At 70.2% G+C, this 23,775-nt stretch carries 21 protein-coding genes and 3 pseudogenes; 14 read left to right on the top strand and 10 right to left on the bottom strand.

Translation table 11 applies throughout. The features are described 5' to 3' along the window. The 3 genes from M4J07_RS00725 to M4J07_RS48125 all read left to right on the top strand — a co-directional run bounded on the left by M4J07_RS00725 (position 1) and on the right by M4J07_RS48125 (position 2,204). Positions 1-1,365 carry a dihydrolipoamide acetyltransferase family protein gene (locus M4J07_RS00725; protein ID WP_255965820.1) on the top strand — a complete coding sequence of 455 codons (1,365 nt, stop codon included), beginning with the start codon at positions 1-3 and terminating at the stop codon, positions 1,363-1,365. After that, entirely contained in the window at positions 1,362-1,610 is a 249-nt protein-coding gene (locus tag M4J07_RS00720; RefSeq protein WP_255965819.1) for an acyl carrier protein, read from the top strand. The genes M4J07_RS00725 and M4J07_RS00720 overlap by 4 nt, the downstream gene beginning before the upstream one ends. A gap of 378 nt (positions 1,611-1,988) precedes the next feature. Next, positions 1,989-2,204: a hypothetical protein gene (locus M4J07_RS48125; protein WP_308284711.1), complete on the top strand. Its 216-nt coding sequence runs from the start codon at positions 1,989-1,991 to the stop codon at positions 2,202-2,204. A 112-nt stretch (positions 2,205-2,316) separates the two neighbouring features. Here the strand turns inward: M4J07_RS48125 and M4J07_RS48120 are convergent, their stop codons facing one another. The 4 genes and pseudogenes from M4J07_RS48120 to M4J07_RS00700 all read right to left on the bottom strand — a co-directional run bounded on the left by M4J07_RS48120 (position 2,317) and on the right by M4J07_RS00700 (position 5,859). Further along, on the bottom strand, positions 2,317-2,583 hold the full coding sequence (locus M4J07_RS48120; RefSeq protein WP_308284710.1) for a DUF305 domain-containing protein: 267 nt from the start codon (positions 2,581-2,583) through the stop codon (positions 2,317-2,319). A 61-nt stretch (positions 2,584-2,644) separates the two neighbouring features. Beyond that, positions 2,645-2,725 (bottom strand): annotated as a pseudogene (locus tag M4J07_RS48115) (DUF305 domain-containing protein); the annotation flags it as partial. A gap of 303 nt (positions 2,726-3,028) precedes the next feature. Beyond that, positions 3,029-3,427: a DUF6153 family protein gene (locus M4J07_RS00705; RefSeq protein WP_255965818.1), complete on the bottom strand. Its 399-nt coding sequence runs from the start codon at positions 3,425-3,427 to the stop codon at positions 3,029-3,031. A 98-nt stretch (positions 3,428-3,525) separates the two neighbouring features. Further along, on the bottom strand, positions 3,526-5,859 hold the full coding sequence (locus M4J07_RS00700; protein ID WP_255965816.1) for a heavy metal translocating P-type ATPase: 2,334 nt from the start codon (positions 5,857-5,859) through the stop codon (positions 3,526-3,528). 355 nt (positions 5,860-6,214) lie between these two features. Between M4J07_RS00700 and M4J07_RS00695 the strand changes: the two genes are divergently transcribed. Next, a complete protein-coding gene (locus M4J07_RS00695) occupies positions 6,215-6,736 on the top strand; it encodes a DUF2231 domain-containing protein (RefSeq protein WP_255965814.1) in 522 nt (173 codons plus the stop codon). A 74-nt stretch (positions 6,737-6,810) separates the two neighbouring features. On the opposite strand, the gene M4J07_RS00690 is transcribed toward M4J07_RS00695, so the two are convergent. Beyond that, complete coding sequence (locus M4J07_RS00690) at positions 6,811-7,776, bottom strand: ArsR/SmtB family transcription factor (RefSeq protein WP_255965812.1); 966 nt, start codon at positions 7,774-7,776, stop codon at positions 6,811-6,813. 69 nt (positions 7,777-7,845) lie between these two features. Between M4J07_RS00690 and M4J07_RS00685 the strand changes: the two genes are divergently transcribed. Together M4J07_RS00685 and M4J07_RS00680 are read left to right on the top strand one after the other, a co-directional pair. Then, positions 7,846-8,712 carry an alpha/beta fold hydrolase gene (locus M4J07_RS00685; RefSeq protein WP_255965809.1) on the top strand — a complete coding sequence of 289 codons (867 nt, stop codon included), beginning with the start codon at positions 7,846-7,848 and terminating at the stop codon, positions 8,710-8,712. Between the two features lie 81 nt (positions 8,713-8,793). Beyond that, positions 8,794-9,357, top strand: a complete 564-nt coding sequence (locus M4J07_RS00680; RefSeq protein WP_255965807.1) for a DUF4383 domain-containing protein — start codon at positions 8,794-8,796, stop codon at positions 9,355-9,357. Positions 9,358-9,536: 179 nt separating this feature from the next. Here M4J07_RS00680 and M4J07_RS00675 read toward each other — a convergent pair whose 3' ends face one another. Further along, the gene (locus M4J07_RS00675) at positions 9,537-10,889 is read right to left on the bottom strand and encodes a glycosyltransferase (protein ID WP_255965805.1); all 1,353 of its coding nucleotides are present in this window, start codon (positions 10,887-10,889) and stop codon (positions 9,537-9,539) included. A 570-nt stretch (positions 10,890-11,459) separates the two neighbouring features. Between M4J07_RS00675 and M4J07_RS48110 the strand changes: the two genes are divergently transcribed. Beyond that, on the top strand, positions 11,460-13,514 hold the full coding sequence (locus M4J07_RS48110; protein ID WP_255965803.1) for a glycosyltransferase: 2,055 nt from the start codon (positions 11,460-11,462) through the stop codon (positions 13,512-13,514). A gap of 33 nt (positions 13,515-13,547) precedes the next feature. On the opposite strand, the gene M4J07_RS00665 is transcribed toward M4J07_RS48110, so the two are convergent. Then, on the bottom strand, positions 13,548-14,297 hold the full coding sequence (locus M4J07_RS00665; protein WP_255965800.1) for a YqjF family protein: 750 nt from the start codon (positions 14,295-14,297) through the stop codon (positions 13,548-13,550). A 74-nt stretch (positions 14,298-14,371) separates the two neighbouring features. Then, positions 14,372-14,587 (bottom strand): hypothetical protein, encoded by a 216-nt coding sequence (locus M4J07_RS00660; protein WP_255965781.1) that lies wholly within the window; start codon positions 14,585-14,587, stop codon positions 14,372-14,374. A 1,003-nt stretch (positions 14,588-15,590) separates the two neighbouring features. Between M4J07_RS00660 and M4J07_RS00655 the strand changes: the two are divergent. The 6 genes and pseudogenes from M4J07_RS00655 to M4J07_RS00630 form a co-directional block, all read left to right on the top strand. Then, positions 15,591-15,924, top strand: a pseudogene (locus M4J07_RS00655) (transposase); the annotation flags it as partial. A 162-nt stretch (positions 15,925-16,086) separates the two neighbouring features. After that, on the top strand, positions 16,087-17,409 hold the full coding sequence (locus M4J07_RS00650) for an NAD(P)/FAD-dependent oxidoreductase (protein ID WP_255965778.1): 1,323 nt from the start codon (positions 16,087-16,089) through the stop codon (positions 17,407-17,409). Then, a pseudogene (locus M4J07_RS00645) lies at positions 17,403-18,145 on the top strand (DUF1365 domain-containing protein). The gene M4J07_RS00650 and the pseudogene M4J07_RS00645 overlap by 7 nt, the downstream one beginning before the upstream one ends. After that, positions 18,142-19,425: an SAM-dependent methyltransferase gene (locus tag M4J07_RS00640; protein ID WP_255965776.1), complete on the top strand. Its 1,284-nt coding sequence runs from the start codon at positions 18,142-18,144 to the stop codon at positions 19,423-19,425. Before M4J07_RS00645 ends, M4J07_RS00640 begins: the two are co-directional and overlap by 4 nt. Then, entirely contained in the window at positions 19,422-20,732 is a 1,311-nt protein-coding gene (locus M4J07_RS00635) for an SAM-dependent methyltransferase (RefSeq protein WP_255965774.1), read from the top strand. Before M4J07_RS00640 ends, M4J07_RS00635 begins: the two co-directional genes overlap by 4 nt. Further along, on the top strand, positions 20,729-21,529 hold the full coding sequence (locus tag M4J07_RS00630) for a DUF1295 domain-containing protein (RefSeq protein ID WP_255965771.1): 801 nt from the start codon (positions 20,729-20,731) through the stop codon (positions 21,527-21,529). Before M4J07_RS00635 ends, M4J07_RS00630 begins: the two co-directional genes overlap by 4 nt. Positions 21,530-21,583: 54 nt before the next feature. Here the strand turns inward: M4J07_RS00630 and M4J07_RS00625 are convergent, their stop codons facing one another. Beyond that, a complete protein-coding gene (locus M4J07_RS00625; protein WP_255965769.1) occupies positions 21,584-22,339 on the bottom strand; it encodes an anti-sigma factor in 756 nt (251 codons plus the stop codon). Further along, complete coding sequence (locus tag M4J07_RS00620; RefSeq protein WP_255965767.1) at positions 22,336-22,920, bottom strand: sigma-70 family RNA polymerase sigma factor; 585 nt, start codon at positions 22,918-22,920, stop codon at positions 22,336-22,338. Before M4J07_RS00620 ends, M4J07_RS00625 begins: the two co-directional genes overlap by 4 nt. Before the next feature lie 150 nt (positions 22,921-23,070). On the opposite strand from M4J07_RS00620, the gene M4J07_RS00615 reads away from it, so the two are divergent. Beyond that, a complete protein-coding gene (locus M4J07_RS00615; protein ID WP_255965764.1) occupies positions 23,071-23,730 on the top strand; it encodes an alpha/beta hydrolase in 660 nt (219 codons plus the stop codon). The last annotated feature ends 45 nt before the right edge of the window (positions 23,731-23,775 follow it).

Here is a 23,775-nt window from a genome sequence, read left to right as displayed (position 1 = left end):
ATGGCCGAGTTCACCATGCCGTCGCTGGGCGCCGACATGGACGAGGGCGTGCTTCAGGAGTGGCTCGTCTCGCCCGGTGTGCGCGTGGCCAAGGGCGACGTCGTCGCGGTCGTCGAGACGGACAAGGCGACCATCGAGGTGGAGTGCTTCGAGACCGGTACCGTAGGTGTGCTGCTGGTTGAGCCAGGCACCCGCGTGCCCGTGGGGGCGCCGCTCGCCGTGATCGAAACGGCCGACACACGGGCGCCGACCGAGGCGCGGCGTGAACCGGCCGCCAAGAAGCCGCTGGTGGCCGTGCCGGTTGTCGTGCCCGCAACTCCCACCGAGAACCTCGTTCCGCAGCTCGCCAGGCCGCCGGCAAGGGCTCCGGTCGCTGCGGGACCTCCTGTGACGGGCCCTCTCGTACGGCACCTGGCCCACGACAGGAACGTGGACATAGCGCGGATCAGGGGCACCGGTCGCGGTGGGCGCGTCACCCGCCACGACGTGGATCGAGCCTCGGTGGCAGGCATCCCACGCGTGCGGGCCACCCCGTACGCCCGCAAAGTTGCCGAGGAACTGAACATCGATCTCACCGCCCTCCAAGGGACGGGTGAACAGGGGGCCGTGCGGGCCGCGGACGTGCGTGCGGCCGGGGCCGCCACGAAGGGAAAGGGCGGACGTCCTGCCCCGGTGACTCGCCCACCGGAACAGCACGGCGGCGGCCAATCCATGCGCGGAACCATCGCACATCTCATGGCCCGCTCGAAGCGCGAGATCCCGCACTACTACCTGTCCACCACCCTCGACCTCGCGACGGCGCTCGCCTGGCTGCGTGCCGCCAACCGTCAACGCCCGGTGAAGGAGAGGGTGTTGCCTGCCGCGCTGCTCCTCAAGGCCGCAGCCCGCGCCGCCCGGGCAGTACCCGACCTCAACGGCTACTGGCACGACGACCACTTCGAACCCGGTGACGGGGTTCACCTCGGCGTCGCCGTGTCCCTGCGCGGCGGAGGCTTGCTCACACCGGTCCTACGGGACGCGGACACTCTGCAACTTCCTGCCCTGATGGCCGCGTTGAAGGACCTCGCGGGCCGCGCCCGCGCCGGCCGCCTGCGCGCGAGCGAACTGACCGACGCCACCCTCACCGTCACCAACCTGGGAGACCAGGGCATCGAGACGGTCCTCGGTGTCATCCTTCCGCCCCAGGTGGCAGTCGTCGGCTTCGGCGCGGTCACCGACCGCCCCTGCGCGGTGAACGGTCTGCTCGGCGTCCACCCCATGGTGACCGCCACCCTCAGTGCCGACCACCGGGCCTCCGACGGCGCCGTGGGCGCCCGCTACCTCACCACTGTCGACCGCCTGTTGCAGCACCCGGAGGAGCTATGACGTACGAACAGGCACTCGGCCTCGTCAGGGAGGCGCTCTCCCGCGTCGTGCCCGACGCGGGCTTCGCCTCCGTCGGCCCCGACGAGAAGTTCCGCGACGTCCTGGAGGTCGACTCGCTCGACTTCCTGGAGTTCGTCGAGGTCCTCTCCGGGCTGACGGGGGTCCGTCTCGACGAGGACGACTACCAGGACCTCACCACACTCGCGGACGGTGCTCGCCTCGTCGCGGCCCGGGCGGGAGTGTGACAGGACTTCCTGTGCCGTCGGGGGGAGTTTGCTCAGCGTAGGGCCTGAACCGCAGTGGGGGCCTTCGGCGCGGACCGCGGCGCTGCGACCGGCGGGATGCCCCGCCGCATGGCCGCCCTCATTCCCACGTTCTGGCCCCTCGCAGTCCGCCGCACGGGAGTCCATCCACCACGAATCCCCGGAGCACATGGGCGTCGCCGGGTGCGGCACTCGTGGTGGCACGGCCGAGCGTGCGGCCGCACAGGCGCCCGTCCTGGAAGTAGAGCCTCTGTGACCGAACAGCAGCCCACCCTCGACGACCGGCCGGTCGTCGGCTCCTACCCCACCTAGGAAGGCGCCCAGCGGGCGGTCGACTTCCTGTCCGACAGCCACTTCCCGGTGGAGCGCACCGCGATCATCGGCAGCGATCCGCGCGTGGTCGAAACCGTTCTCGGCCGCCTGACCGTCGGCCGTGCCGCGCTGACCGGGGCCGGCCTTCGGCGCCCTGTTCGGCTGCACCGGCCATGCCCTCACCCGAGGCCGTCGCGACTTCGCCTCCCGGAGCCAGATCGTCGCCGCCCGCTACGACGTGGTCACCGCCCCCGATGTCGCTGAGGACGCCAAGAACCGGCTCCTCAAGCTTGTCTGGCGCGAGAGTTGACCTGTGGCCGTACGGGGTCTCCACCCGTAAGCGGAGACCCCACGATCACGGGTGGGGCTTCCGGTGTCAGCCCTTGCCCAGCATCGTGTTCATCTCCGTGATCTCGGCGTTCTGGGTGGCGATGATGGTCCGGGCCATCTTCATGGCGGGACCGTAACGTCCTTCGTTCTTCTCGATCACGGCCATCCGGACGGCGCCGTTGTGGTGTTTGACCATCATGGTCAGGAACATCGTGTCGAAGCCCGTGCCGGACGCCCGACGTAGGCCGTTCATGTGATCCTGGTCGATCATCCCGGGCACCCCAGGGGACCTGTCCTGGCCCATGCCGGGCATGGACCAGGAGGGCACGTCGTCCCCCCCAGGCCCTCAGCCAGCCGGACATCGTCCTGATCTGCGCGCCCTGAGCCGTTTCGATGCGCGCCGCGAGGTCCTTGACGTCGGGGGAGGCGGCGCGACGGTCGGTCAGGCGTGCCATCTGCAGTGCCTGCCGGTGATGGGGAATCATGCCCTGGGCGAACGAAACGTCCTGGTCGTTGAGGGCACCTGTGGTGTTCCGCGCGTTCGCCGGGGCTGTGCCCTTGGGCGAGGAGGTGCTGCTGTCGCTGCCGCACGCGGCAAGAGTGAGCGCCGTCGTCAGGGCGGCGACGGTCAGAGCCGTGCGGCGAGCCACGGTACGGGTGGTGGTCATGGTTGATCTCCTGGTGTGCGGTGGTCGTGGACAGAGCCGTCTGCCGCAGCGCGTCCGGCCCAGCGGGCAGAACCGGCGGCGCGGCCTCTCCTACGTCCGCAGCACCTGGAGAACAGTCAGATCCGGCGGCCCACGGGCCTCTTGCGGTGCTGATGGCACCTGACGCCACACTGCGCGGTCCGCGGCAGGCGTTTCACTTCCGGAGAGCGCCGGCGGGGGCAGCCGGAATCCGCCGCTGATCGCACTGGACGCACAGACCGGATCGGCATGATGGGCATGCCCTCCGCCCCGTTCACCGCCGTGGCACGCCCCCTGAGCGGCGACGGTCACAACCGCGTGCTCCTGCATGGCCCGTGGGCGCATCATGGCCACAGGCGCCAAGGCATGCATGCCCAAGAGCCCGGCCAGCAGCGCAAGCACCAGCACTGCACGCCACCGCCCAACAGCCGGAGCGGCCCGATGCGGTTCTCGGAGCGTCACGCTCCTCATGCTACGGAGGGACGGCGTAGACCCGCCGTCGTCCCAGTGTCGTATTCGCCCGCAGTTCGTCGGCCCTGACGTGGCGAAGGTTCTGCGGACGGGCATCTCTACGGTGCGAGCGAGAAGTAGTTCTCCTCTTCCTGGGCGAAGTGCAGACGCAGGACGGTGTTGAGGCCGTAGAGGCAGGCGCGCAGATCGTCGAGTTGTTCGGGCGCCAGGCCGCCTTCGGCGTGGGCCAGTTGCACGTGGGTGGCGATGCGGCGGGAGAGACGTTCGATCTCGGTATGGGCTCGGCTCATGGTGGCGGTGGATTCGGGACCGCCGAGGGTGGGGGCGAGGGCTGGGTAGAGCTGGTGTTCTTCGGCGTACTCGTGGGGCAGCAGTCGGTCGGTGAGCAGGCGATGGGTCGCCTCGGCTGCGGCCAGAGCCTTGGGCCCAGGGGCGTCGGAGAGGCGGTCGGCTGCGTCGCGTACCGCGTCGAGGACGTCCTGGAGGTCGTCGTGCTCGCCGGCGAAACGGTGGATGAGAGCCTCGGCGGCGGGGGTGAGGGCCGGCCGCGCGGCCTGACCGAGTCGCAGGGCGCGCAGGCTGTAGAGAATGACGGTGACATCGATACCCTCCTGCAAGAGTGCGCCGACAGCGGGCGGGAGCAGGCCCACGGCAGCTGCGGCCATGGCGGCCAAGGACATCAGCATGCCGCCGAGAGCGCTTTGGACGGCGATCCGACGGGCGCCCTGGGCGAGGGTGACGGCGTCGGCGAGACGGCCGACGCGGTCGGTGGTCAGGACGATGTCGGCGGCTTCGGAGGAGGCGGTGGAGCCGTGGGCACCCATGGCGACGCCTACGTCCGCCGCGGCGAGGGCGGGGGCGTCGTTGACACCGTCACCGACCATGATGGTGACGGCGCGTTCACGTTCGGCTCGCACGGCGGCCACTTTGTCGGCCGGGGAGAGTTCGGCGCGTACGACGTCGAGGCCGAGAACGGAGGCGACTTCACGGGCGGGTGCCGTGCGGTCACCGGTCAGCATCAGCAGTCGATCGATACCGGACGCCCGTAGGTGGCGCAGGGTGCGGGGTGCGTCATTGCGTAGAGGGTCGATCAGCAGGACGGCACCGGCCGGCTGTCCGTCGAGGGTGAGCCAAGCGACGGCCGCACCGTCGAGGAGGGCGCGGTGGTCAACTGCCCTGGCCCAGGCGGGATGTGCGGTTGCGGGGCCGAGGCGGCCGATGGAGACCCGGTGTCCGTCCACGGTGCCGGTGGCCCCTGTGCCGGGTTCTTCGGTGACTTCGGTCGGGGCGGACAACTCCAGTCCGCGTTCCCGAGCGGTGTCGACGAGGGCCCGGGCCAGGACGTGCGGCGAGTACTGGTCGACCGAGGCCGCCAGGCGCAGCACTTCCGCGGGCCGCAGGCCGGGGGCGGCGGTGACGTCGAGGACGCGAGGGTGCCCGCGGGTGAGCGTGCCGGTTTTGTCGAGCACGAGAGTGCGGCCGCGGCCGAGGTTCTCCAACGCGCCGCCGTCGCGAATGATGACGCCGAGGCGGGAGGCCCGGGACAGGCCGGAGACGATGGCGACGGGGGCGGCCAGCAGCAGGGGGCAGGGGGTGGCGACGACCAGGACGGCGACCGCGCGTACGACGGATCCGCTGATCAGCCAAGCCAGCCCCGCCACCGCGAGGGACACGGGAAGGAACCAGGCCGCGTACCGGTCGGCCAGCCGCACCAGCGGCGCGGACTCGGCCCCGGCCTGCCGGGCCAGCCGCACGATTTCTGCGTAGGTGCTGTCCTGTTCGGCCGCGGTGGTGCGCAGTTCGAAGGCGCCGCCCGCGTTGACCACACCGCTGCGCACGCCTTCGCCACGGGGTCGCTCGACCGGCAGGGTCTCACCGGTCAGTACCGACTCATCGAGCACGGCGGCCGTGCTCTCCACGAGGCCGTCGACGCCGACGACTTCACCTGGGCGGATGACGAGCAGGTCGCCGACGGCGACCTCGCCCAGCGGCACCGTGTCCACTCCGGTATCAGTGCGGCGATGTGCCGAGCGCGGGGAGTGCTCGAGCAAGGCGCGCAGGTCGTGGGAGGCGCGCCGCTGGGCCACGGCTTCCAGGGTGCGGCCGGTGGCGAGCATGAGCGCGATGAGGGCACCGGCCAGGTACTCGCCCACGGCCACGGTGCCGCCGAGCGCGAGCACGGCGATCAGATCCACGCCTGCCTGTCCGCGCCGCAGGGCGGCCAGCACCCATCCCACTGCGGGGACGACGGCGGAGACGGTTCCTATCGCCCAGAACAGGTCGGCGAGGGCGACGGCATCCGTGAGCCAGGCGACGGCACCGGCGATCAGGGCTGCTGATGTGACGGCCAGAAGAACTGGTTCGAGTCGCGGTGACACGGCTGCGCGACTCGAACGGCGCCGTCGTGCTGCTGTGCGGGCGGAGTGGGTCATGGCACACCTCGGTAGGACCGGCGCAGAGACTGCTGGATCGGTCTCTCCTCATCTCATCCCGGCGTCGAGGCCCGGGGCAGGGACTGGCCGGCCTTGACACGGGGCTGGTCGGCCCTCCGCACACGCGTCTGGATCATGCCTGCCCGTCGTGGGGGCGAGGACCCCGTGAAGCGCGCTCGCTCTGACGGGAAGTCAGTGGCCTGACTGGCACATCGTCGGTTGTACGGCGTCCATCACATGGCGCGCGACGAGCGAGGGCTGGTCGTGCGTGATCTCAGAAGGAGCTCAGAACTTCCTGTGCCAGGCTGGCGCGCCTGACGGCACATCGCATGACCGACCCGCTGGAGGAGCTCTGATGAGCCTGATCAACGGACTGCCCGCGCATATTCTGCTCGTGCATTTCGTCGTTGTGCTCGTTCCCCTCACCGCCCTGGCACTCGCGGTCTGCGCGATCTGGCCGAGAGTTGCACGGCGCATGGGGATCGTGCTGCCGTTGCTGGCCCTGGTCACGCTCGTCAGCGTTCCGCTGACCACGGAGGCCGGTGAGTGGCTGGAGAGGCACGTAGACCGCGACGCGTTGGTGCGGCGGCATGCCTCGCTCGGTGACGGTCTGCTGCCCTGGGTCGGGTGCCTGTTTCTCTTGGCGGTCGCCATCTGGTGGATGGCTCGCCGCGCCGCCGCATCCGGATCCGGCTCCTCGGGCGGCCGTACCCAACTGTCCGCCGCGCTCGTGCGCATCGCGGCCGCGGTGCTGGCGATCGTCGTCTCCGTGGGAGCTGTGGTGGACGTCTACCGCATCGGCGACTCAGGGGCGAAGGCCGCCTGGCACGACGGCTTCTCCAAGACCGCGTCGGGGGGCGACGGGTACGACGGCTGACGGGTGCTTCGCCTTTGGAGCGATCGATGTTCCGACTCGGAGGGGGCATGCCCCTTGGCGGCGGTTGGCGGCGTCTACGACGCTGAGGGCGCCAGCAGGTGGTTCGCTCGCTCCGTGCGCAGATGGAGGGCCATGCGGCCGTTGCGGTGCGTCGACACCAGACCCGCGCCGCGCAGGGCACCCAGGTGCTGCGAGACAGCGCTTGGGGTGACGCCCAGGTGGCCGGCCAGGGCGGCAGTTGTCAGAGGCTCGGCCAGGGCGGCGAGGAGCTCCGTCCTCGTGCGGCCCAGCACAGGGGCCAGGCCCGCCAGGGCCGGCGGGGGCGGTTCCCAGAGCAGGCCGACGCCCACCGCCGGATAGCGAATCGAAGCCGCTTCGACCGGGGACTTGTCGACGCCGATGTTCGGCCAGTTGAAGATGCTGGGCAGCAGCACCAGCCCATGACCGCCGGTATCCACGGTGTGCACGGAGTGCGGGGTGCGGCGGCCGTGCACCACCAATTGGCCACCGTCCCAGGCGATGTCTTGGTGCAGCTCGGCGAAGAGTGCCTGCGTACCGCCGTTCACCAGGGTGAGCGCCCGCCTGCCGACGTCGGCTTCCAGCACCGCGCGCATCCGGCCCCATTGCGGAGAGATCAGCCGCTCGTGACAGCGGTGAAGCGCCTCCGCAAGCCGAGGCAGGACCGTATCCGGTTCCGGGACGTTCTCGATCGGTGCGCCCAGGACCGCGCTGCACTCCCGCCGGAAGAAGGTTTCGTCCGTGGCCCGGAGCAGGTCCAGCTCCGTCGCGATCGACGGCAGCCGCTCATGCGGCACCGGGAACAGGAATGATGGCATCGGCCCCGAGATGAGAGCCCGTAGAAGTGGCAACTCGGGCTCGCCTGCCAGCAGCGGCCGGGTCCTGCGCAGCCACGGTTGGTGCACGGTGTGCCCGCCCGCGCCGAGCAGGGTTCGCAGGGCCAGAACCGTCTCGCCCAGGGGCGAGACGGCAAATCGAACCTTGGCGACAGACGCCGCGGTGAACCTGAACTCGACTGCCATCCGGCCCCCATCATTTAGCAGGGGCTAAACGGTAGCGGACACGCTTGGCCGCTCCCCAGGCTGTGCCACATGGAGTTCTTCACCTCGTACGACGGAGCCAGACTCGCCTACCACGTCTCCGGGGAAGGCCCGCCGTTGGTCTGCCTGCCGGGGGGACCGCAGGACTCGGCCTACCTGGGCGATCTCGGCTGCCTGCCCGCGCACCGGCAGGTGGTCCGGCTGGACCTTCGTGGCACCGGCGCCTCCGCGATGCCGGATGACCTCGCCCTCTGCCGCTGCGACCGGATGGTCGACGACGTAGAAGCACTCAGGGAGCACCTGGGCCTTGACCGGATGGACCTGCTGGCTCATTCTGGCGGTGCCAACCTGGCCGTGCAGTACGTGAGCCGCTGTCCGGAACGTATCAGCAGGCTCGTATTGGTCACGCCGAGCGTTCGAGCCGTCGGGATCGCGATCACCGCGGACCTGCGGCGCGAGACCGTGCGCCTGCGTCGCAGTGAGCCGTGGTTCCCTGAGGCGTTCGCGGCCCTGGAGGCGATCGCAGCGGGCCAGGCCGACACCGGTACTTGGCAGGCCATCGCCCCGTTCTCCTACGGCCGCTGGGACGAAGCGGCCCGGGCTCATCAGGCGGCCGAGGAGAAGCAGATGAACATGGAGGTCGTGGCCGCTTTCGGCGCCGATGGCGCCTTCACCCCGCACGCCACCCGTGCGGCGATCGCCTGCTTCTCGGCACCCGTCCTCGTGCTCACCGGTGAGGTCGACCCGGGCGCTCCTCCGTCCACGAGTGCCGAGCTTGCTGGACTGTTTCCGAATGCCGATTTCGTTGTGCAACCCGGAACCGGACACTTCCCATGGCTCGACGGCGCGGATCAGTTCCTGACGACCGCCCTGGGTTTCCTGGGCGCAAGCCATGCATGCGGTGGCAATTTGCGCTGAATGCAACCGCGGGACCCATTTGAGAAGAATCGAGGTCGGGGGGCACAAGGCGCGACATGCGATCAGAGAGGTGCCCGCATCATGGAACTCAAGGATGAACTTCCCCTCGACCACAAGTTGGCGCAGGTGTACAGGTGGGGTGCCGCGTTCTGCGGCGGCGTCCTGCTGGTGTTCGGCTGTCTCGGCTTCGCCGACCAGCTGAGTCCTTTCAACACCAGCGGTGGTGAGATCGCAGGCATGAGCACCAACGGGGTTCTGAGCCTCATCTCCGTGGTCGTCGGTCTCGCCCTCATCGCCGGGGGCGTCGTCGGGGGGAACATCGCTTCGACGCTCAACATGATCGTCGGCACCCTGTTTCTGATCAGCGGTTTCGTCCACATCTTTATCCTGGACAAGGGCGCGAACGTGCTTGATTTCGGCATGACCAACGTCATCTTCAGCTTCGTCATGGGGTTGGTCATCCTGACGTTCGGCATGTACGGGCGCGTGTCCAGTCGGCTGCCGCACGACAACCCCTACTGGCGGCGGCGCCATCCGCGAGAGGCGGCGAAAGAGGCAGCCGCGCGCAGGGCACTCCAAGCGGCAGGCACCACGGCGATCGCACCGAGCGTCACTCCCAAGCCCATCGGGACCGGGACCCCGTAGGCACCGTTGCGCGGTCGGCGGGAAAGAGTCGGCAGTGACTTCGGAGCGTCCTGACTGGCCGCTCCGAAGTCGAGGTGTGAGTCGTGCAGGTGGCCGGGTCCGCGTGGGCGTACAGAAGGACGTGGTAACGGGCGCCGGGATCGCTGGGCTCTCTCGCTGCCTGTCGTGAAGCCGTGGTTCTAGCCGGTGCGGTGGTGATGGCCCTGGGGCCGGCTCATTGCCTCGAGCAGTTGCGTTGCTGCCCACGCTGGTCCCCGCTCCCGCACCGCACCGGCCGCCACGATGCCCAGCGGCCGTCGGCGGCCCGACCACAGTGTGCGCAGTGCGTTCGGCACATCGCGCTCGCTCAGCGAGTTGGGGTCCAATACGGCTGCCACTCCCGCCCGTTCAGCATCTGCGGCAACGCTGAACTGGTCACTCGAGAAGGGAAGTACGACGGCAGGAACTCCGGCCCGCAGACACTCGGTGAACGAGTTCGCGCCACCGTGATGCACCATGGCGTCGACCTGCTCGAGGAGCGCCTGCTGCGGCACGGTCGGGAAGACCAGGCATCGTTCGCCGGCCAGGTCTTCCAAAGCGGCGGTGCGTCCCCCTCCGGCCACGATGACGCCCACGTCGTCGAACGACTCGAGAATGCTTCGTGCCACAGCACGCAGCACGTCATCTCGCGCGGACAGAAAGGTACCGAGGGCCACCAGCACCAGGCGTCGCCCGTCACCTCGTAGTTTCGTCACGCGGTCCACCCATCGTGCGGGAAGCGGACGCTGAAGTCCCACCATGTGCCCGGCGAAGAAGTGAGCCGGTCCGTGGGGCCGGGCCGGCAGCCACGGCAGATGCGGATAGGAATAGACCACCGCGTGAGAGGAGGTGAGCGCGAAGGCCCGCCCGGGAGACGGGGAACCTGGTGCGGAACTGCGCGCGACATCCGCGAACGCCGCAGTGAACGCCCGGTCGTTGTCCTTCACCGATGCCTGCAGTGCGGCCAGGTCCTGAGACGTGGGGCGAATGCGGGACGGCCAGCTGTGTGGCATCCCGAAGAACGCGTCGTCGCTGCCCAGCACATAGCTTGGATGCCCCGGACACAAGGTGGCGTAGGGCAGCCGCAGACAGTGCAGGGCGAGGGTGACGGGATAGCTCAGCTGGTCGACGACGTACCAGTCGGCTCGTACCCGGGCGTGCAACGCGCGCATCGCGTCAAGCACTGCCCCTGGATCCGGCAGCATGTCGTCGCGCCGGTGGGCCGCCTGAGTGAGGAGCGCCGATACTGCTCCTCGTCGCGTGGACTCCAAGAAGTCGGCGAGTCGTTGTGCGTCCCGGGAGGACTGTGCGGTGGACTCCGCGACGCCCGTGTTCGCATTGCGTGTCACGACGAGAGTCTCGAAAAGGACCTGGGCCCGATGAGCGAGGTCCTGAAACCCAGGCGCGCAGGCGAAATGGACATCGGCCCCGGTGCGGCGAAGCGCCGCAGCCAGGGAGGCCAACGGCTCCGCATGCGAGCTGAACGGCGGGCTCACCACCACAACGCGCGGCATGCTCTCCCTCTCGCCATAGGCGCGTGCCGCTGGACGCGACGCGATTGCATCTCACCCTTCCTGAAGGCGCACACTCCCGGATGCACCTGGAGCGCGCACACCTCCGGCCCGGGGAGAGCGCGGACAAAGCCCTGGCCACACCAGCCCCCAGGTCAGAAAGAGCGTCACACCAGACCGGAAACAGCAAAAGGCTCAGTTGGTGCATCCATCTCTGGTGGCTCATCCGAACGAGAGACGAGCGAATCAAGCACCACAACCCAGGGACCTCGACACCGCCTGAATGGACACGCGGAGATCACATGATGGCGATCGCGGCCCGCCCAGTCCCACGCTCTTACGGCTATTCCGCCGGTTTCGCCGGCCGTGGGATCGCCGGAAGCCGCTCCGTCCACCTCTGGAACTGCCCATCACGGATGACGACTGCCTGATCGTCAATGCGCTCACCGAATCCAAGGCTGCCTCCGGTCCGGCCTGAACACTCGCGGACCGCGACGATCAACTCTTCCTGCATCCGATGCGCCTGCACCTGCTGAAAACCCCGCGCCAGCCGTTCGTGACAAGGAGTTGCTCGTGGCCCCCCACCTTTCCTCCCGCAGGGATGCCACCGGTCCAGAGCTGGTGGTCGACACCTTCGTCCGGGCTCGGGCCACCGTTGGGAGCCCCCAAACTTTCGACCAGGAGCCGCCAGCGGCCGGCGACAGTGTCCTGCAACGGATGCTCCAGGCCGAGTACGGCCCGGCGTCTCTGGGCGCCTGCGACCAGGTCAGCCCCGCATTCCTGAGCCCCCAAGACCGCGCGGTGGCTGAGCTGCGGCGCGCCCGCAGGAGCGGAACTCCACTCTCGTTGGACACCCTGCTTGCGCACACGCACACAAGCCCCCACGCCACCATTGCGGTGGCCGAGATGTGGCCCGACGCAGTGCGCCGAGTCGGAGCGTCCCACGCCGGGAAACGCCTGGCATCGGCGCTGCTCCGCACCTCTTCACCGCAGGACACAAGGCGCCTGATAGACCTGGCCGTTGCAGCTGACCTGCGTCCGCTCGACACCTCCGAGGCGGTCCGGCTGCTGCAAACCACACGTGACCGCAGTCTGCGGCACACGCTGTGGCGCTACCTGCACCAGGCCAGTCCTTCCGGGAAGGCCACGCTGCCGGCTATCCCCAAGGAATCCGACCCCTACGAGAAGTTCCTGGCGCAGCCGCCGCGGCTCGACCTGCCCGTCCGTCCGGCGAGCGAGGGGCTCTGCGTTGTCCAGAGCATGCTGCTCGGCGGGCTCGAGACGCCCGGCCAAGGCGCAAGCGGCGGCCTTTCGGTACTGCTTGCCGGACTCGGAGACCAACTGGTCCGCCAGACCGGCATCGCGCAGGTGATCACACTGGTCGCTGCTGGACTCGATGACCTTCTGCACGACCCGCGCCTGTCGTACGAGCGAAGCCCTGGCCACCACATCGTGCGGGTGCCGGTCGACGCCCCCACTGTCCCCGCCCAGTACGACATGCGCCTCCACCACAGTGCGCTCACGTGGTGGACCACCCATCTGCTGCGCCAGGTGCCACGAATCGATGCCATGCATCTGCGTTATGCCGATGACGGAACTCTGGCGTTGGCGCAGGCCGCTGAGCGGCTCGGCAGCGATGTGGTGTTCACCGTGACGCCGGATCCGCACCGCCATGTGAGTCAGCGGCATGCGGACACCAGAGCCAGTGATCTTGGGGGCATGCGCGAGCTGAGGTTCGATCTCCATAAGGTTTACCTGGCCGACCGCCTGGTCGCTCGAGCCACACGCGTCGTATCCATCCCCGGCCGGGACAACGCCGAGCAACTCGGCCGCTTCTTTCCGCAGATTCACTCGGTCAATGCCGGGGCCGGTCCCACCCCGGCCCCCGAGGGCATTACGCCCTACCCGGCAAGGAGGCAGGACGCGAAGGCCCGTGCGTCCGTCCTGCAGACCTTGTACGCCGACAGCCGGCGCCCTGATGCGCTCGGAACCGAAGACATGGCCCTGCCGGTCTGGCTGTGTGTGGGGCGCCTGCACCCCTTGAAGCAGCAGTACCAACTGGTGCGCGCCTGGCTGGAGTCCGGCATGTGGCGCGCCTCCACACTCGTCCTGGTCGGAGGATCACAGAGCAGGCCGACGAGTGTCGAGGACGGTGTGAGGCGTGACATCGACGGCCTCCTCGCACACAACCTGACAGCGCGGCGTCGATTGGCGATGCTGCCGGCCAGACCCAACCACTGGGTCAGATGCCTGGAGCGGACGCTTGCTGATCGCGCTCGCGAGATCCCGGTCTGGTACGTATGCCCAAGTCTGAAGGAGGAGTTCGGCATCGCGGTACTGGAGGCGATGGACGCTGGTTTGCCAGTGGCGGCGCCGCGAGCCGGCGGAGCCCCGCACTATATCGACGATGGTGTCAACGGCATTCTGTGGAACACCAGCCATTCATGGGGTCTGGTCCGCGGCATGCGGCGACTCGCTCGTCTTACGGCAGCGGAGCGCGTGATGATGGCCGGCTCGGCCCAGAGGGTTGTCCAAGAGAACTACTCGGTCGAGCGCATGGCCTCCGTGCTTGCGTCCGAGTACCGCATCACTGCGGGGACCCACGACGCAGAGCAGGATTTCTCATGACGGCCCCGGCTGCGACGCGGAGCTGCTGAGCGACTATGCCGACAGGCGTGAGGGAAGGCCGAAGCGGACAGGCAGGCCGGGGGAGTACAAGACGCTGACCGGCTCGCCTGCTGGTGGCCCTAGCCCGCTGTCTCCGACGACCGAAGCGTCCCAGCCGAGAAGGCTGCAACGGAGAAAAGACCACTGCGGGTGGGTGTTGGGGAGGTAGTACGTCCGCCCGAGCACTCTTTCGTGAAGTCCCCAGCGGTTGGTCAGGAACGACTCCAACTGGCTGGCACGCGTGTGTACTTCAGGAACAACGTCAAGCCACACATGGCTCCGGGCCGGACTACGGGAACGGCGTCGCGAGCGGTACAACAGTCTTCGGTCATCCCCGAACCACCGGTGGGAGACCCGTGACCATTGGTAGGCAAGACCGAAGGCGCCGCGGGCCGCGACGACGGACGCCAGCCGGTCGCAGTCGAGAGAACGAAATACCACTCCTCGTCTGCCCGAGGTATCGCGGCTGTAGAGGCGCACATTGACCTCGTTGAAGGTTCCTGCGTGGGGCAGTCGCGGACCGGCTCCGAGCGCAAGATTCTCCATGCGGAAGAAGACCAGACCCACGTAGGCCCGGCCTTGATACAGATCGGGTGCGGCGCCAGGTGGCAGAAGCGCTGCCACTTCGAAAGGGCATACTTCCCAGTGCAGGAACACCACGTCCCGCCAGAACTGGCGGAACAGAGTGTGTTCCAGAGGCCGAGGCGCCAATGGGGTGACCGGCTCGGCCTCTGACGCGTTCACTGGAACCCTTCTTTCCTCGACAGGTCGACGTCATCCGAGCTCCGGACGGGCGTTGGCCGTGGGAGCAGGCGCCGCTACTCGGCCTCCTCGTAGTTCGCGAGTGCAAGCCCCAGGGCGAAGAACGTGGGGGCCCATTCACCGACGAAGATCCCCCAGCGGTCTGCGCGCTCCACGCTTTCGCTCCTGCTGGACGCGACCCATGAGGCCAGTGACAGTCCGATGGACCCGATGGCGGCCAGATAGGCGTGCTCGCTCTTCAGGCCGGCTTCGTGCAGCTTCTTGACGATCACGATTCCTCCATGGATGTGCGGGAGCGGAACTGCTTCGTTCTGCCGTGATCCATGCGCAGGCGCGCACTCACAACACGACATTCGCCGCCAATCCGACATTCGGATGCGAGGCTGTTACTTTTCTCTGCCCGGTATCCAAGGAAGCTCTGAGGTTGCACGCGGCCAATAGCGAGGTGGCGCGGTGGGCACCCCGGTGGTCAGCTCACTGCTCGCCGCTCACGGGCCGCCGAGCACGTGCCTGTTCTGTGCTGTGCTCGGCGGTGGCTGAGGTCACGGCGCCCGTCCCGCCGCTGTAGGGGGAGCGCTTTGCCGGGAGATGGCCGCCAGAGAGCCTCTCGCGCCCAGGCTGCCGTGCGATGGGAGGGACGGGGTGGCAATTTCAGGGACGGTGCGTCAACAGGTCCGCTCGATGCCGGCCTGTCCGGTGGCCTTTCCCTAGGTGGAGCGACTGGGCCGCTCGTGATGCGCAGCGAAACGGGTGGTGTGCGCGGGAAGGCCTGTTCAGCAGGATCAGGAAGCAGGGCCGGGCCGCAGGTCAGAGCCAGGGTTGTCATCGTCGCACGCTCTGCTTTCCGCGTTGTGCCCCTGACGGAGGTGGCTGCACTCTGTGCAGGACCTGTATGGGCCGGTCGACCGGCGTCAGGACACGGAGGATGTGCGCGAGCTGGACGGGCGGTCGGACGATGCGGCTGGAACCACCGGCAAAGTGCCAGGTGTCCAGGACTTTCATAGCGCACTGTCGCAGAAGCTCAAGCCGCTGCATTCCCGGGGTGACGGTCCGAAGGGTGCGTCGGCCTGGGGCATGTCGTCGGAAGGGCTTGCCATGTCCGAGCCCTTCTCCGCGGGCGCCGATGCGCTGTCGGACGCCTTGTCCTTGGAGTCACTGTGGAGCATGCGGTCAGCCCGAGTGGCAGTTACGGCGACGGCTACACGGCGGACTCGAGTCTGTCGGATGCCCTCGAGGAGGGCGGCGAACTGAGGTCTGTCACCGCGCTGACCTGCGGTGCCCCGTACCGGATCCGGCCGTCCCTGCGTCCGCCCACTACGAGTGCGAGGCGACCAGGCGTACTCCTCCCGCGCCAACCGGGCCTACCTGCGAGAGTGGGGAATCCGCTGCACGATTCCGAAGCCCGCAGACCAGGCAGCCAACCGGACGTCGCGGGAAGGCCGATGGGAGGCCTCCTGCGTTCGACCGCGGGGATGACAAGGCCCGGCATGCGGTCGAGTGCGGGATCAACCGGCTCAAGCGCAACCGGGCGGTCGCCACCAGGTTCGACAAACTCGCCGTCCGCTTCGAAGCCACCGTCCTGATCGCCACGATCGGCGTTACGAGCTGATCGGGAGCTCCACCGGGCCTGTGCGGGGCGAGCGGGACGCACCCCGCACCGACCCGCGTGCGCGACGCAAGCGCTGGCCAGCTGACTCCAATCCGCCTGCCTGGCGGCTCCGGATAACTCCTGGGACCGCGTTCGTGGCGGGGCGAGAGGAGAGGAGAGGCGATGCCGATAACGCCGAGGGGCGACGTGCGGAGGGCCGGGCAGCCGGTGGCCCGCGCGGACGAAGGCCGGCGGCGTACCGCCGTGATCGGCAGCGGAGTGGCCGGGCTCACCGCCGCACATGTGCTCGCCCGTGACCATCACGTCACGCTGTACGAGGCCGACGAGCGGCTCGGAGGGCACGCCCACACCCACGACGTGACCTCGCCCGACGGAGCCGCACACCGCGTCGACTCCGGGTTCATCGTGCACAACCGCCGCACCTATCCGAACCTCCTGCGGCTGTTCTCCGAGCTCGGCGTCGCCACACAGGAGTCGGAGATGAGCATGTCCGTGCGGTGCGAGGGATGCGGGCTGGAGTACGCCGGTGCCCGCGGCCCCGCCGGACTCCTCGCCCGCCCCCGCAGCGCCTTTCACCCGCGCTACCTGCGGCTGCTCGCCCAGGTGCCCGTCTTCCACCGGGCCGCGCGGCGCCTGCTCGCCCAAGAGGCCGGAACGGCCCTCACCCTGGGAGAGTTCCTGGACCGCGAGGGCTTCTCCTCCTACTTCCGCACGCACTTCATGACCCCACTCGTGTCGGCCGTGTGGTCCTGCGACGCCGCCACCGCGCAGCGCTACCCGGCCATCTACCTGTTCCGGTTCCTGCACCATCACGGGATGCTCTCGGTCGCCGGCTCGCCGACCTGGCGCACCGTCACCGGCGGCTCCCGCAGCTACGTCGACCAGGTGGCCCGGCGCCTGCACGCGGTGCACCTGGCGACGCCGGTCCGCGCCGTGCAACGGCACCCGGACGGCGTCACCCTCACCACCGCCGACGGCACCCCCCGCTCGTACGACTCCGTGGTCGTCGCCACCCACCCGGACCAGGCGCTGAGACTGCTGGCCGACGCCACCCCGCGGGAGAAGGAGGTCCTCGGCGCGTTCCGGTACTCGCGCAACACCACGCTCCTGCACACAGACACCGGTCTGCTGCCGCGGGCCCGGGGCGCCCGGGCCTCCTGGAACTACCTGATGCCGTCCTGCGCGGCGGACACCGGCCAGGTTCGGGTCAGTTACGACATGAACCGGCTCCAGCGCCTGGACGCGCCCGAGACGTACGTGGTCACGCTCGGCGGCGAGGACCGCGTCGACGCGGCCCGGGTCCTGGCCCGCATGGTCTACGAACACCCGGTCTACACACCGGAGTCGGTGGCCGCCCAACAGCGGCTGCCCGAACTGCGCACCCGTGTCACCGCGTTCGCCGGGGCCTATCACGGCTGGGGTTTCCACGAGGACGGCTGCCGTTCCGGGGTGGAGGCCGCCGCGGCCCTCGGGGTGACATGGTGAGCGGCGCGTCGGCCCTGTACGGCGTCGAGGTCGTGCACATACGCACCGCCCCGCAGCGGTACGCGCTGCGCCACCGAACCTACATGTGGCTCATCGACCCCGACCACCCTCCCCGACTGCCCGTGCTCCTGCGGCCGTTGGCACGCTTCGACCCGCGCGACCACTTCAGTGGCCGAGGGCCGTCCCTGCGCGCCGGCCTCGACGCCTTCCTGACCGGGCAGGGAGTCGACCTCCAGGGTGGCCCGGTGCTGATGCTCACCCACGCACGCGTCCTCGGGTACGTGTTCAACCCGCTCACCCTCTACGGTGCCACGACCCCGACGGCACCCCGCGCTGTGTCGTCGCCGAGGTCCACAACACCTACGGCGAACGCCACTGCTACCTGCTGCGACCCGACGACTCGGGAACGGCGGTCACCGCGAAGGAGTTCTACGTCTCGCCGTTCTTCCCCGTGGACGGCCGCTACCGCATGCGGCTGCCCGCCCCCGGCGACCGGGTCGACTTCACCATGCACCTGGAGCGCGCCGACGGCCGCCCCTTCACCGCGACCGTGCGCGGCACCAGACGGCACCTGCGCACACGCACCCTGCTGTCCATGGCCCTGCGCCGGCCCTGGTCGACGCTCGCCGTGTCCGCGGCCATCCGCCTGCACGGCATCCGGCTGTACCTGCGGGGACTGCCCGTCCAGCCCCGCCCCGCCCACCCCGATCACAGCACCCCGGAGAACGCCCGATGACAACCGGCGGGGCCCACTGCGCGACCGCGCGCCCGGCCGCCCCAGCACCTGCCCCCGCGGACCCGGTCCGCTGGCCCGACGTCGCGGCCCCGCCGGCCGCGTCCCGGCCCCGTACCGCCATAGCCGCCGCCGTCGTCCGGCATGCCCTGCGGCGGTTGCCACTGCGCGTGCGCTTCGCCGACAAAGCCGTGCTGGGCCAGGGCGGGCCGGCCCTGGACATCCACCGCCCGACCGCGTTCCACGGCCGCATCGGCAGGCACGGACTGATCGGGTTCGGCGAGTCGTACATGGCGGGGGAGTGGGACGCCCCCGACCTGGTGGCCGCCCTCACCGTGCTCGCCGCGCACGCCCCGGAGCTGGTCCCCGCACCCCTGCAGCGGCTGCGCGGGCTGTGGGCGCTGCGGCAGCCGTCGGCACGGCGCAACACCCCGGTCGGCTCCCGGGCCAACATCAGCCACCACTACGACCTGTCCAACGACCTGTTCGCACTCTTCCTGGACGAGACACTCAGCTACTCCTCGGCCGTCTTCCGGATCCTTCCCGCCCAGTGGGGTCTGCTCGCCGACGCCCAGCGCCGCAAGATCGACCGTCTTCTCGATCTCGCCGGCGTGGGGGAGGGCAGCCGGGTCCTGGAGATCGGCACCGGGTGGGGCGAACTCGCCCTGCGTGCCGCCGCCCGCGGCGCCCAGGTCACCTCGCTCACCCTCTCCCGCGAACAGCGCGACCTCGCGCGCGAGCGCATCGCGGCGGCCGGACTGTCCGGCCGGGTCGAGGTGGAGCTGTGCGACTACCGCGAAGCCCGCGGTACCTACGACGCCGTGGTCAGCGTCGAGATGATCGAGGCCGTCGGCGCCGAGTTCTGGCCCGTGTACTTCCGGACGCTCGACGAGCGCCTGGCGCCGGGCGGCCGGGCCGTGCTGCAGGCCATCACCATGCCGCACGACCGCATGCTGGCCAGCCGTTCCACCTACACCTGGATCCAGAAGTACATCTTCCCCGGCGGACTGCTGCCCTCCGTCGACGCGGTCGCCGAGACCGTACGCGATCACACCCGCCTCACCGTCGCCCGACGCGACGGCTACGGCGCCCACTACGCCGAGACGCTGCGCCTGTGGCGCGAACGGTTCACCGAGCGCGCGGACGAGGTCGGCGTACTGGGCTTCGACGAGACCTTCCGCCGCATGTGGACGTTCTATCTCGCCTACTCCGAAGCGGGGTTCCGCTCCGGATACCTCGATGTCCAGCAGTACCTGCTCACCAAGGAGGACACCGTCCGATGACCACCCCCCGTCCCGCCCGGGCCGGCGCCGCGCACCGCCTCGCCGCACTGGCCGAGACCGCCCTCGGCGGACCGCTCCCGGTCCGCCTGCGCACCTGGGACGGCGCCGAGGCGGGGCCACCCGACGGCCCCGTGGTCGTCGTGCGGTCCCGCCGCGCCCTGCGCCGACTGCTGTGGCAGCCCGGCGAGTTGGGTCTCGCCCAGGCCTACGTCACCGCGGAGCTCGACGTGGAGGGCGATCTCGCCGCCGGGCTGCGGGCCATGTGGTCGGCGGCCCGGGAGCGCAGCCTCCACCCGCCCCGCCTCACCCTCGCCGACCGGGCCCGCGCGGCCGGCACCGCCGCCCGGCTGGGCGTCGCGGGCCCGCCGGTGCCCCCACCGGCCTCCCAGGCCCGGCTGCGCGGAGCGCTGCACACCAAGTCCCGCGACCGGGCCGCCATCAGCCACCACTACGACCTGTCCAACGCCTTCTACCGGCTGCTCCTCGACGAGACGATGGCCTACTCGTGCGGCTACTGGGCCAGTGACGAAGCGGAGTTCACCGCAGCCGACGCGCAGCGCGCCAAGCTGGAACTGATCTGCCGCAAGCTCGCTCTGGTGCCCGGAGCCCGGCTGCTCGACATCGGCTGCGGCTGGGGCTCGCTCACGCTGCACGCGGCCGAACGCCACAAGGTACAGGTCACCGCGGTGACCCTGGCCCGGGAACAGGCGGCCCACGTGCGCGAGCAGGTGCGCGAGCGGGGCCTGAGCGACCGCGTCGAGGTGGTGTGCCAGGACTACCGGGACATCGCGGGCGGCGGCTACGACGCGGTGGCCACCGTCGAGATGGGTGAGCACGTGGGCGACAGCGAGTATCCGGCGTTCGCCCGCACGCTGCACCGCATGGTCCGGCCCATGGGACGCGTCCTGGTCCAGCAGATGTCCCGCGGGGCGACGGCTCCGGGCGGCGGCGCCTTCATCGAGGCGTACATCGCCCCCGACATGCACATGCGGCCGGTGGGCGCGACCGTCGGTCTGCTGGAAGGGGCGGGACTGGAGGTCAGGTCGGTGGAGTCGATGCGTGAGCACTACGTGCGTACGGTCGCCGCCTGGCACCGCACGCTGGAGGAACGCTGGGCCGACGTCGTGCGTCTGGTCGGCGAGGAGACGGCACGTGTGTGGCGGCTGTACCTGGTCGGTGGAGCCCTCGCGTTCGAGGAGGGGCGCATGGGCGTCGACCAGATCCTCGCCGTGCACCCGTCGGCCGCCGGGCACAGCGGTGCGGGGGCGACGCCGAAGGACTGGTACATCGGGCTGGACCGGCTGTGAGCGGCTTCCCCTGGGGTGACTTCGCCGTCGGTCTGGCCTGGTCGGCGGGCGCCGCGTTCGGCGTCATGCTCGTCACCTTCGCCGTGGCCGTGCGCAAGGGCGTGCACCGCATCGTCGACGTCGCGTGGGGGCTCGGGTTCACCGTGGTCGTCGTGGTGAGCTTCGTGGCGTCCACCGGTGCCGGCGACCCGGGACGGCGCACCCTGGTGACCGTCCTGACGGCCGTGTGGGGGCTGCGCCTCGCCGGGCACATCGCCCGGCGTGGACGCGGGCACGGCGAGGACCCGCGCTACGAGAAGCTGCTCGCCAGGGCCCCCGGGAACCGGAACGTGTACGCCCTGCGCATGGTCTACGTGCTCCAAGGAGCGTTGGTGTGGATCGTGTCGCTGCCCGTCCAGGCGGCCCAGTACGTGCCTGGCCCGATGACCGGCGTCGCCTGGGCGGGTACGGCCCTGTGGGCGGTCGGCGTGTTCTTCGAGGCGGTGGGGGACGACCAGCTCGCCCGGTTCAAGAAGGACCCGGCGAACAAGGGCCGGATCATGGACCGAGGGCTGTGGCGCTACACCAGGCACCCCAACTACTTCGGGGACTTCTGTGTGTGGTGGGGCCTGTTCCTGATCGCCTGCGACGCGCCCGCCGCGGCAGCCGCGGGTGCCGTCTCGCCGCTGCTGATGAGCCTGCTGCTGACGCGGGGCAGCGGTAAGCGTCTGCTGGAGCGGCACATGGCCCGGCGTCCCGGCTACGCCGAGTACGCGGCCCGTACCAGCGGCTTCTTTCCGCTGCCGCCCCGCCGTTGACGAGGGCGGGGCTCCGCCCGGCGGCGGGGCCCCGGCCGGCGGCCGCGATCCGGCTCAGGCGGGAAGACGCATCAGCGCCACCGGCTCCGAGGTCGGGTGGTCGGAGCCGCCGGCGGGCTCCACGGTCACGCCCATGCCCGAGGCCCCGTCGACGTCGCCGCTCAGCAGCACGGCCTGGTCACTGCGCCCGGCATCCATGAGTCCCGCGTCCCGCATGGTTCCGCCGTCGTCGAACCACAGTTGGTAGACCTTTCCGCGCGGCGGACGTGCCATGCGGGAGACGACGAACACGGCCCTGTCCCGGCTCTTGGAGACGACGACGGTGCCGGAGGCGCCGTCGGCCAGCTTCGCCGGACCGGTCCTGGCGTCCGGCGCGGCGAGCACGGCGGCGATCTCGTCGGCCCCCTGTTCCGCCCGCCGGGCCTGCTCGGCGGCGTCGTCGGCCCGCTGGTGCTGCCACACCGTGGTCCCGCCGAGTGCCGCGGCCGCCGCGAGGCAGGCGGCGAGCGCCCAGCGTGACATCAGCCGCCCGCGGGCCGCCGCCGTGCGAGCGGCCCGCGGCAGGACGGCCTCGTGGGGCGGCTCCTGACGGATCGTCGTGATCCGGCGCAGCACCTGGTCGCGCAGCGCGGCCCGTGGAACGACGGTGGCGGCCAGGCCCAGGCGGGCAGCGGTCGCGGTGAGTTCGGCCGTTTCCTGGGCGCACGCGTCGCAGTCGGCCAGGTGCCGCTCGAAGGCGGAGCGTTCCTCGTCCGGCAAAGCGTGCAGTGCGTAGGCGCCCGTCAGGGTGTGCAGGTCGGCGGTGGTCACGCGGTCACCCCCAGGCAGTCGCGCAGCCGGATGAGACCGTCGCGCAGCCGCGTCTTGACCGTGCCCAGCGGCAGAGCCAGGGATTCCGCCACCTGACGGTAGGTCAGCCCGCGGTAGTAGGCGAGCGTGACGGCCTGGCGCTGGATCTCGGTCAGCGTGCGCAGACAGCGCCGCACCTGCTCCCGCTCCAGACGGGCCTCCACCTGCTCGGTCACCTCGTCGAAGTCGGGCGTACGGTCGAGGAGAGCGGCCTTGTGGTCGCGGGCCGCGGCAGCCTCGGCCGAGCGCACCCGGTCGATCGCGCGCCGGTGCGCCAGGGTGAGGATCCAGTTGATCGCCGTTCCCCGGTCGGAGCGGTAGCGCGGTGCCGTCCGCCACACCTCCACGAGGGTCTCCTGCGCCACCTCCTCGGACTGCGCCAGGTCACGCAGGACCGCGCGCACCGTGCCGAGGACCGGGCCCGCCACTCTGTCGTACACGGAGGCGAACGCGTCCTCGTCGCCCAGGGCGACACGGCTCACGAGCTCCTCCAGATCCGGCTCGGCGGATGGATGTCTGCCGATGTGTACGGCTTCTTTCACGGGGCCCCTCCGTGGTCGGGTGTGTCCAGCCGTAATCCGGACCCCGAGCGCCCATGGATTGGTCCAGGCGGCCAAACCTTTCGGCACCCGGTGACGAATGATCGGTAGCGGGTGTCCGGCGGTGACACCGGGGTGGAGCGAGGAGGACCGATGACCGGGCATGAGCAGAGGGCGCGCGTGGGCGGGAGCGGGGCGGACGGAGCGCTGATCCTGCGCCGTACTCCGCCCGAAGCGCGTGCCGCGGTGCTGTTCCTGCACGGCGGTCGCGCCGACGGCCGCTCCCCGTCGCGGCCCTGGCACCTTGCCGCACTGCGGATGAAGCCCTTCGTCCGGGCCGTCGCCGCGGCGCTGCCGGACGATGATGTCCTGCTGGCGACGGTGCGCTACCGCGTGCGCGGCTGGAACGGGGACGCCGCCGACGCGCTGCACGATGCCCGGCGGGCGCTCGACGGACTGGCTTGGATCGCCGGGGATGTGCCGGTGGTGCTCGTGGGGCATTCGATGGGGGGCCGGGCGGCGCTCCGTGCCGCGGCCGCGCCGCAGGTGCGGGCGGTGCTGGCCCTGGCGCCTTGGTGCCCGGAGGGGGAACCGGTTGCGCACCTGGCCGGCAAGGATGTCGTCGTGCTCCACGGCGATGACGACCGCGTCACCGACGCACAGGCATCCGTGGCGTTCGTGCGGCGGGCCCGGGATGCCGGAGCGCAGGCGGACGTGTCCCTTGTGCCCGGCGGTGACCACGCGATGCTGCGGGACAGCGCGCGCTGGCACCGTACCGCTGCCTCGACCGTGGCGGGCTTGCTGCGGCGATGAGCCGCCTCACCCCGTCACGTCACTGATGCTCCCGTGCCCCGGAGC

Source organism: Streptomyces longispororuber (genome assembly GCF_024448165.1).
GTDB classification, from domain to species: Bacteria; Actinomycetota; Actinomycetes; order Streptomycetales; family Streptomycetaceae; genus Streptomyces; species Streptomyces longispororuber_A.
Note: the sequence above shows the minus strand (reverse complement) of the source record. Positions and strands in the feature narration are given on the sequence as shown.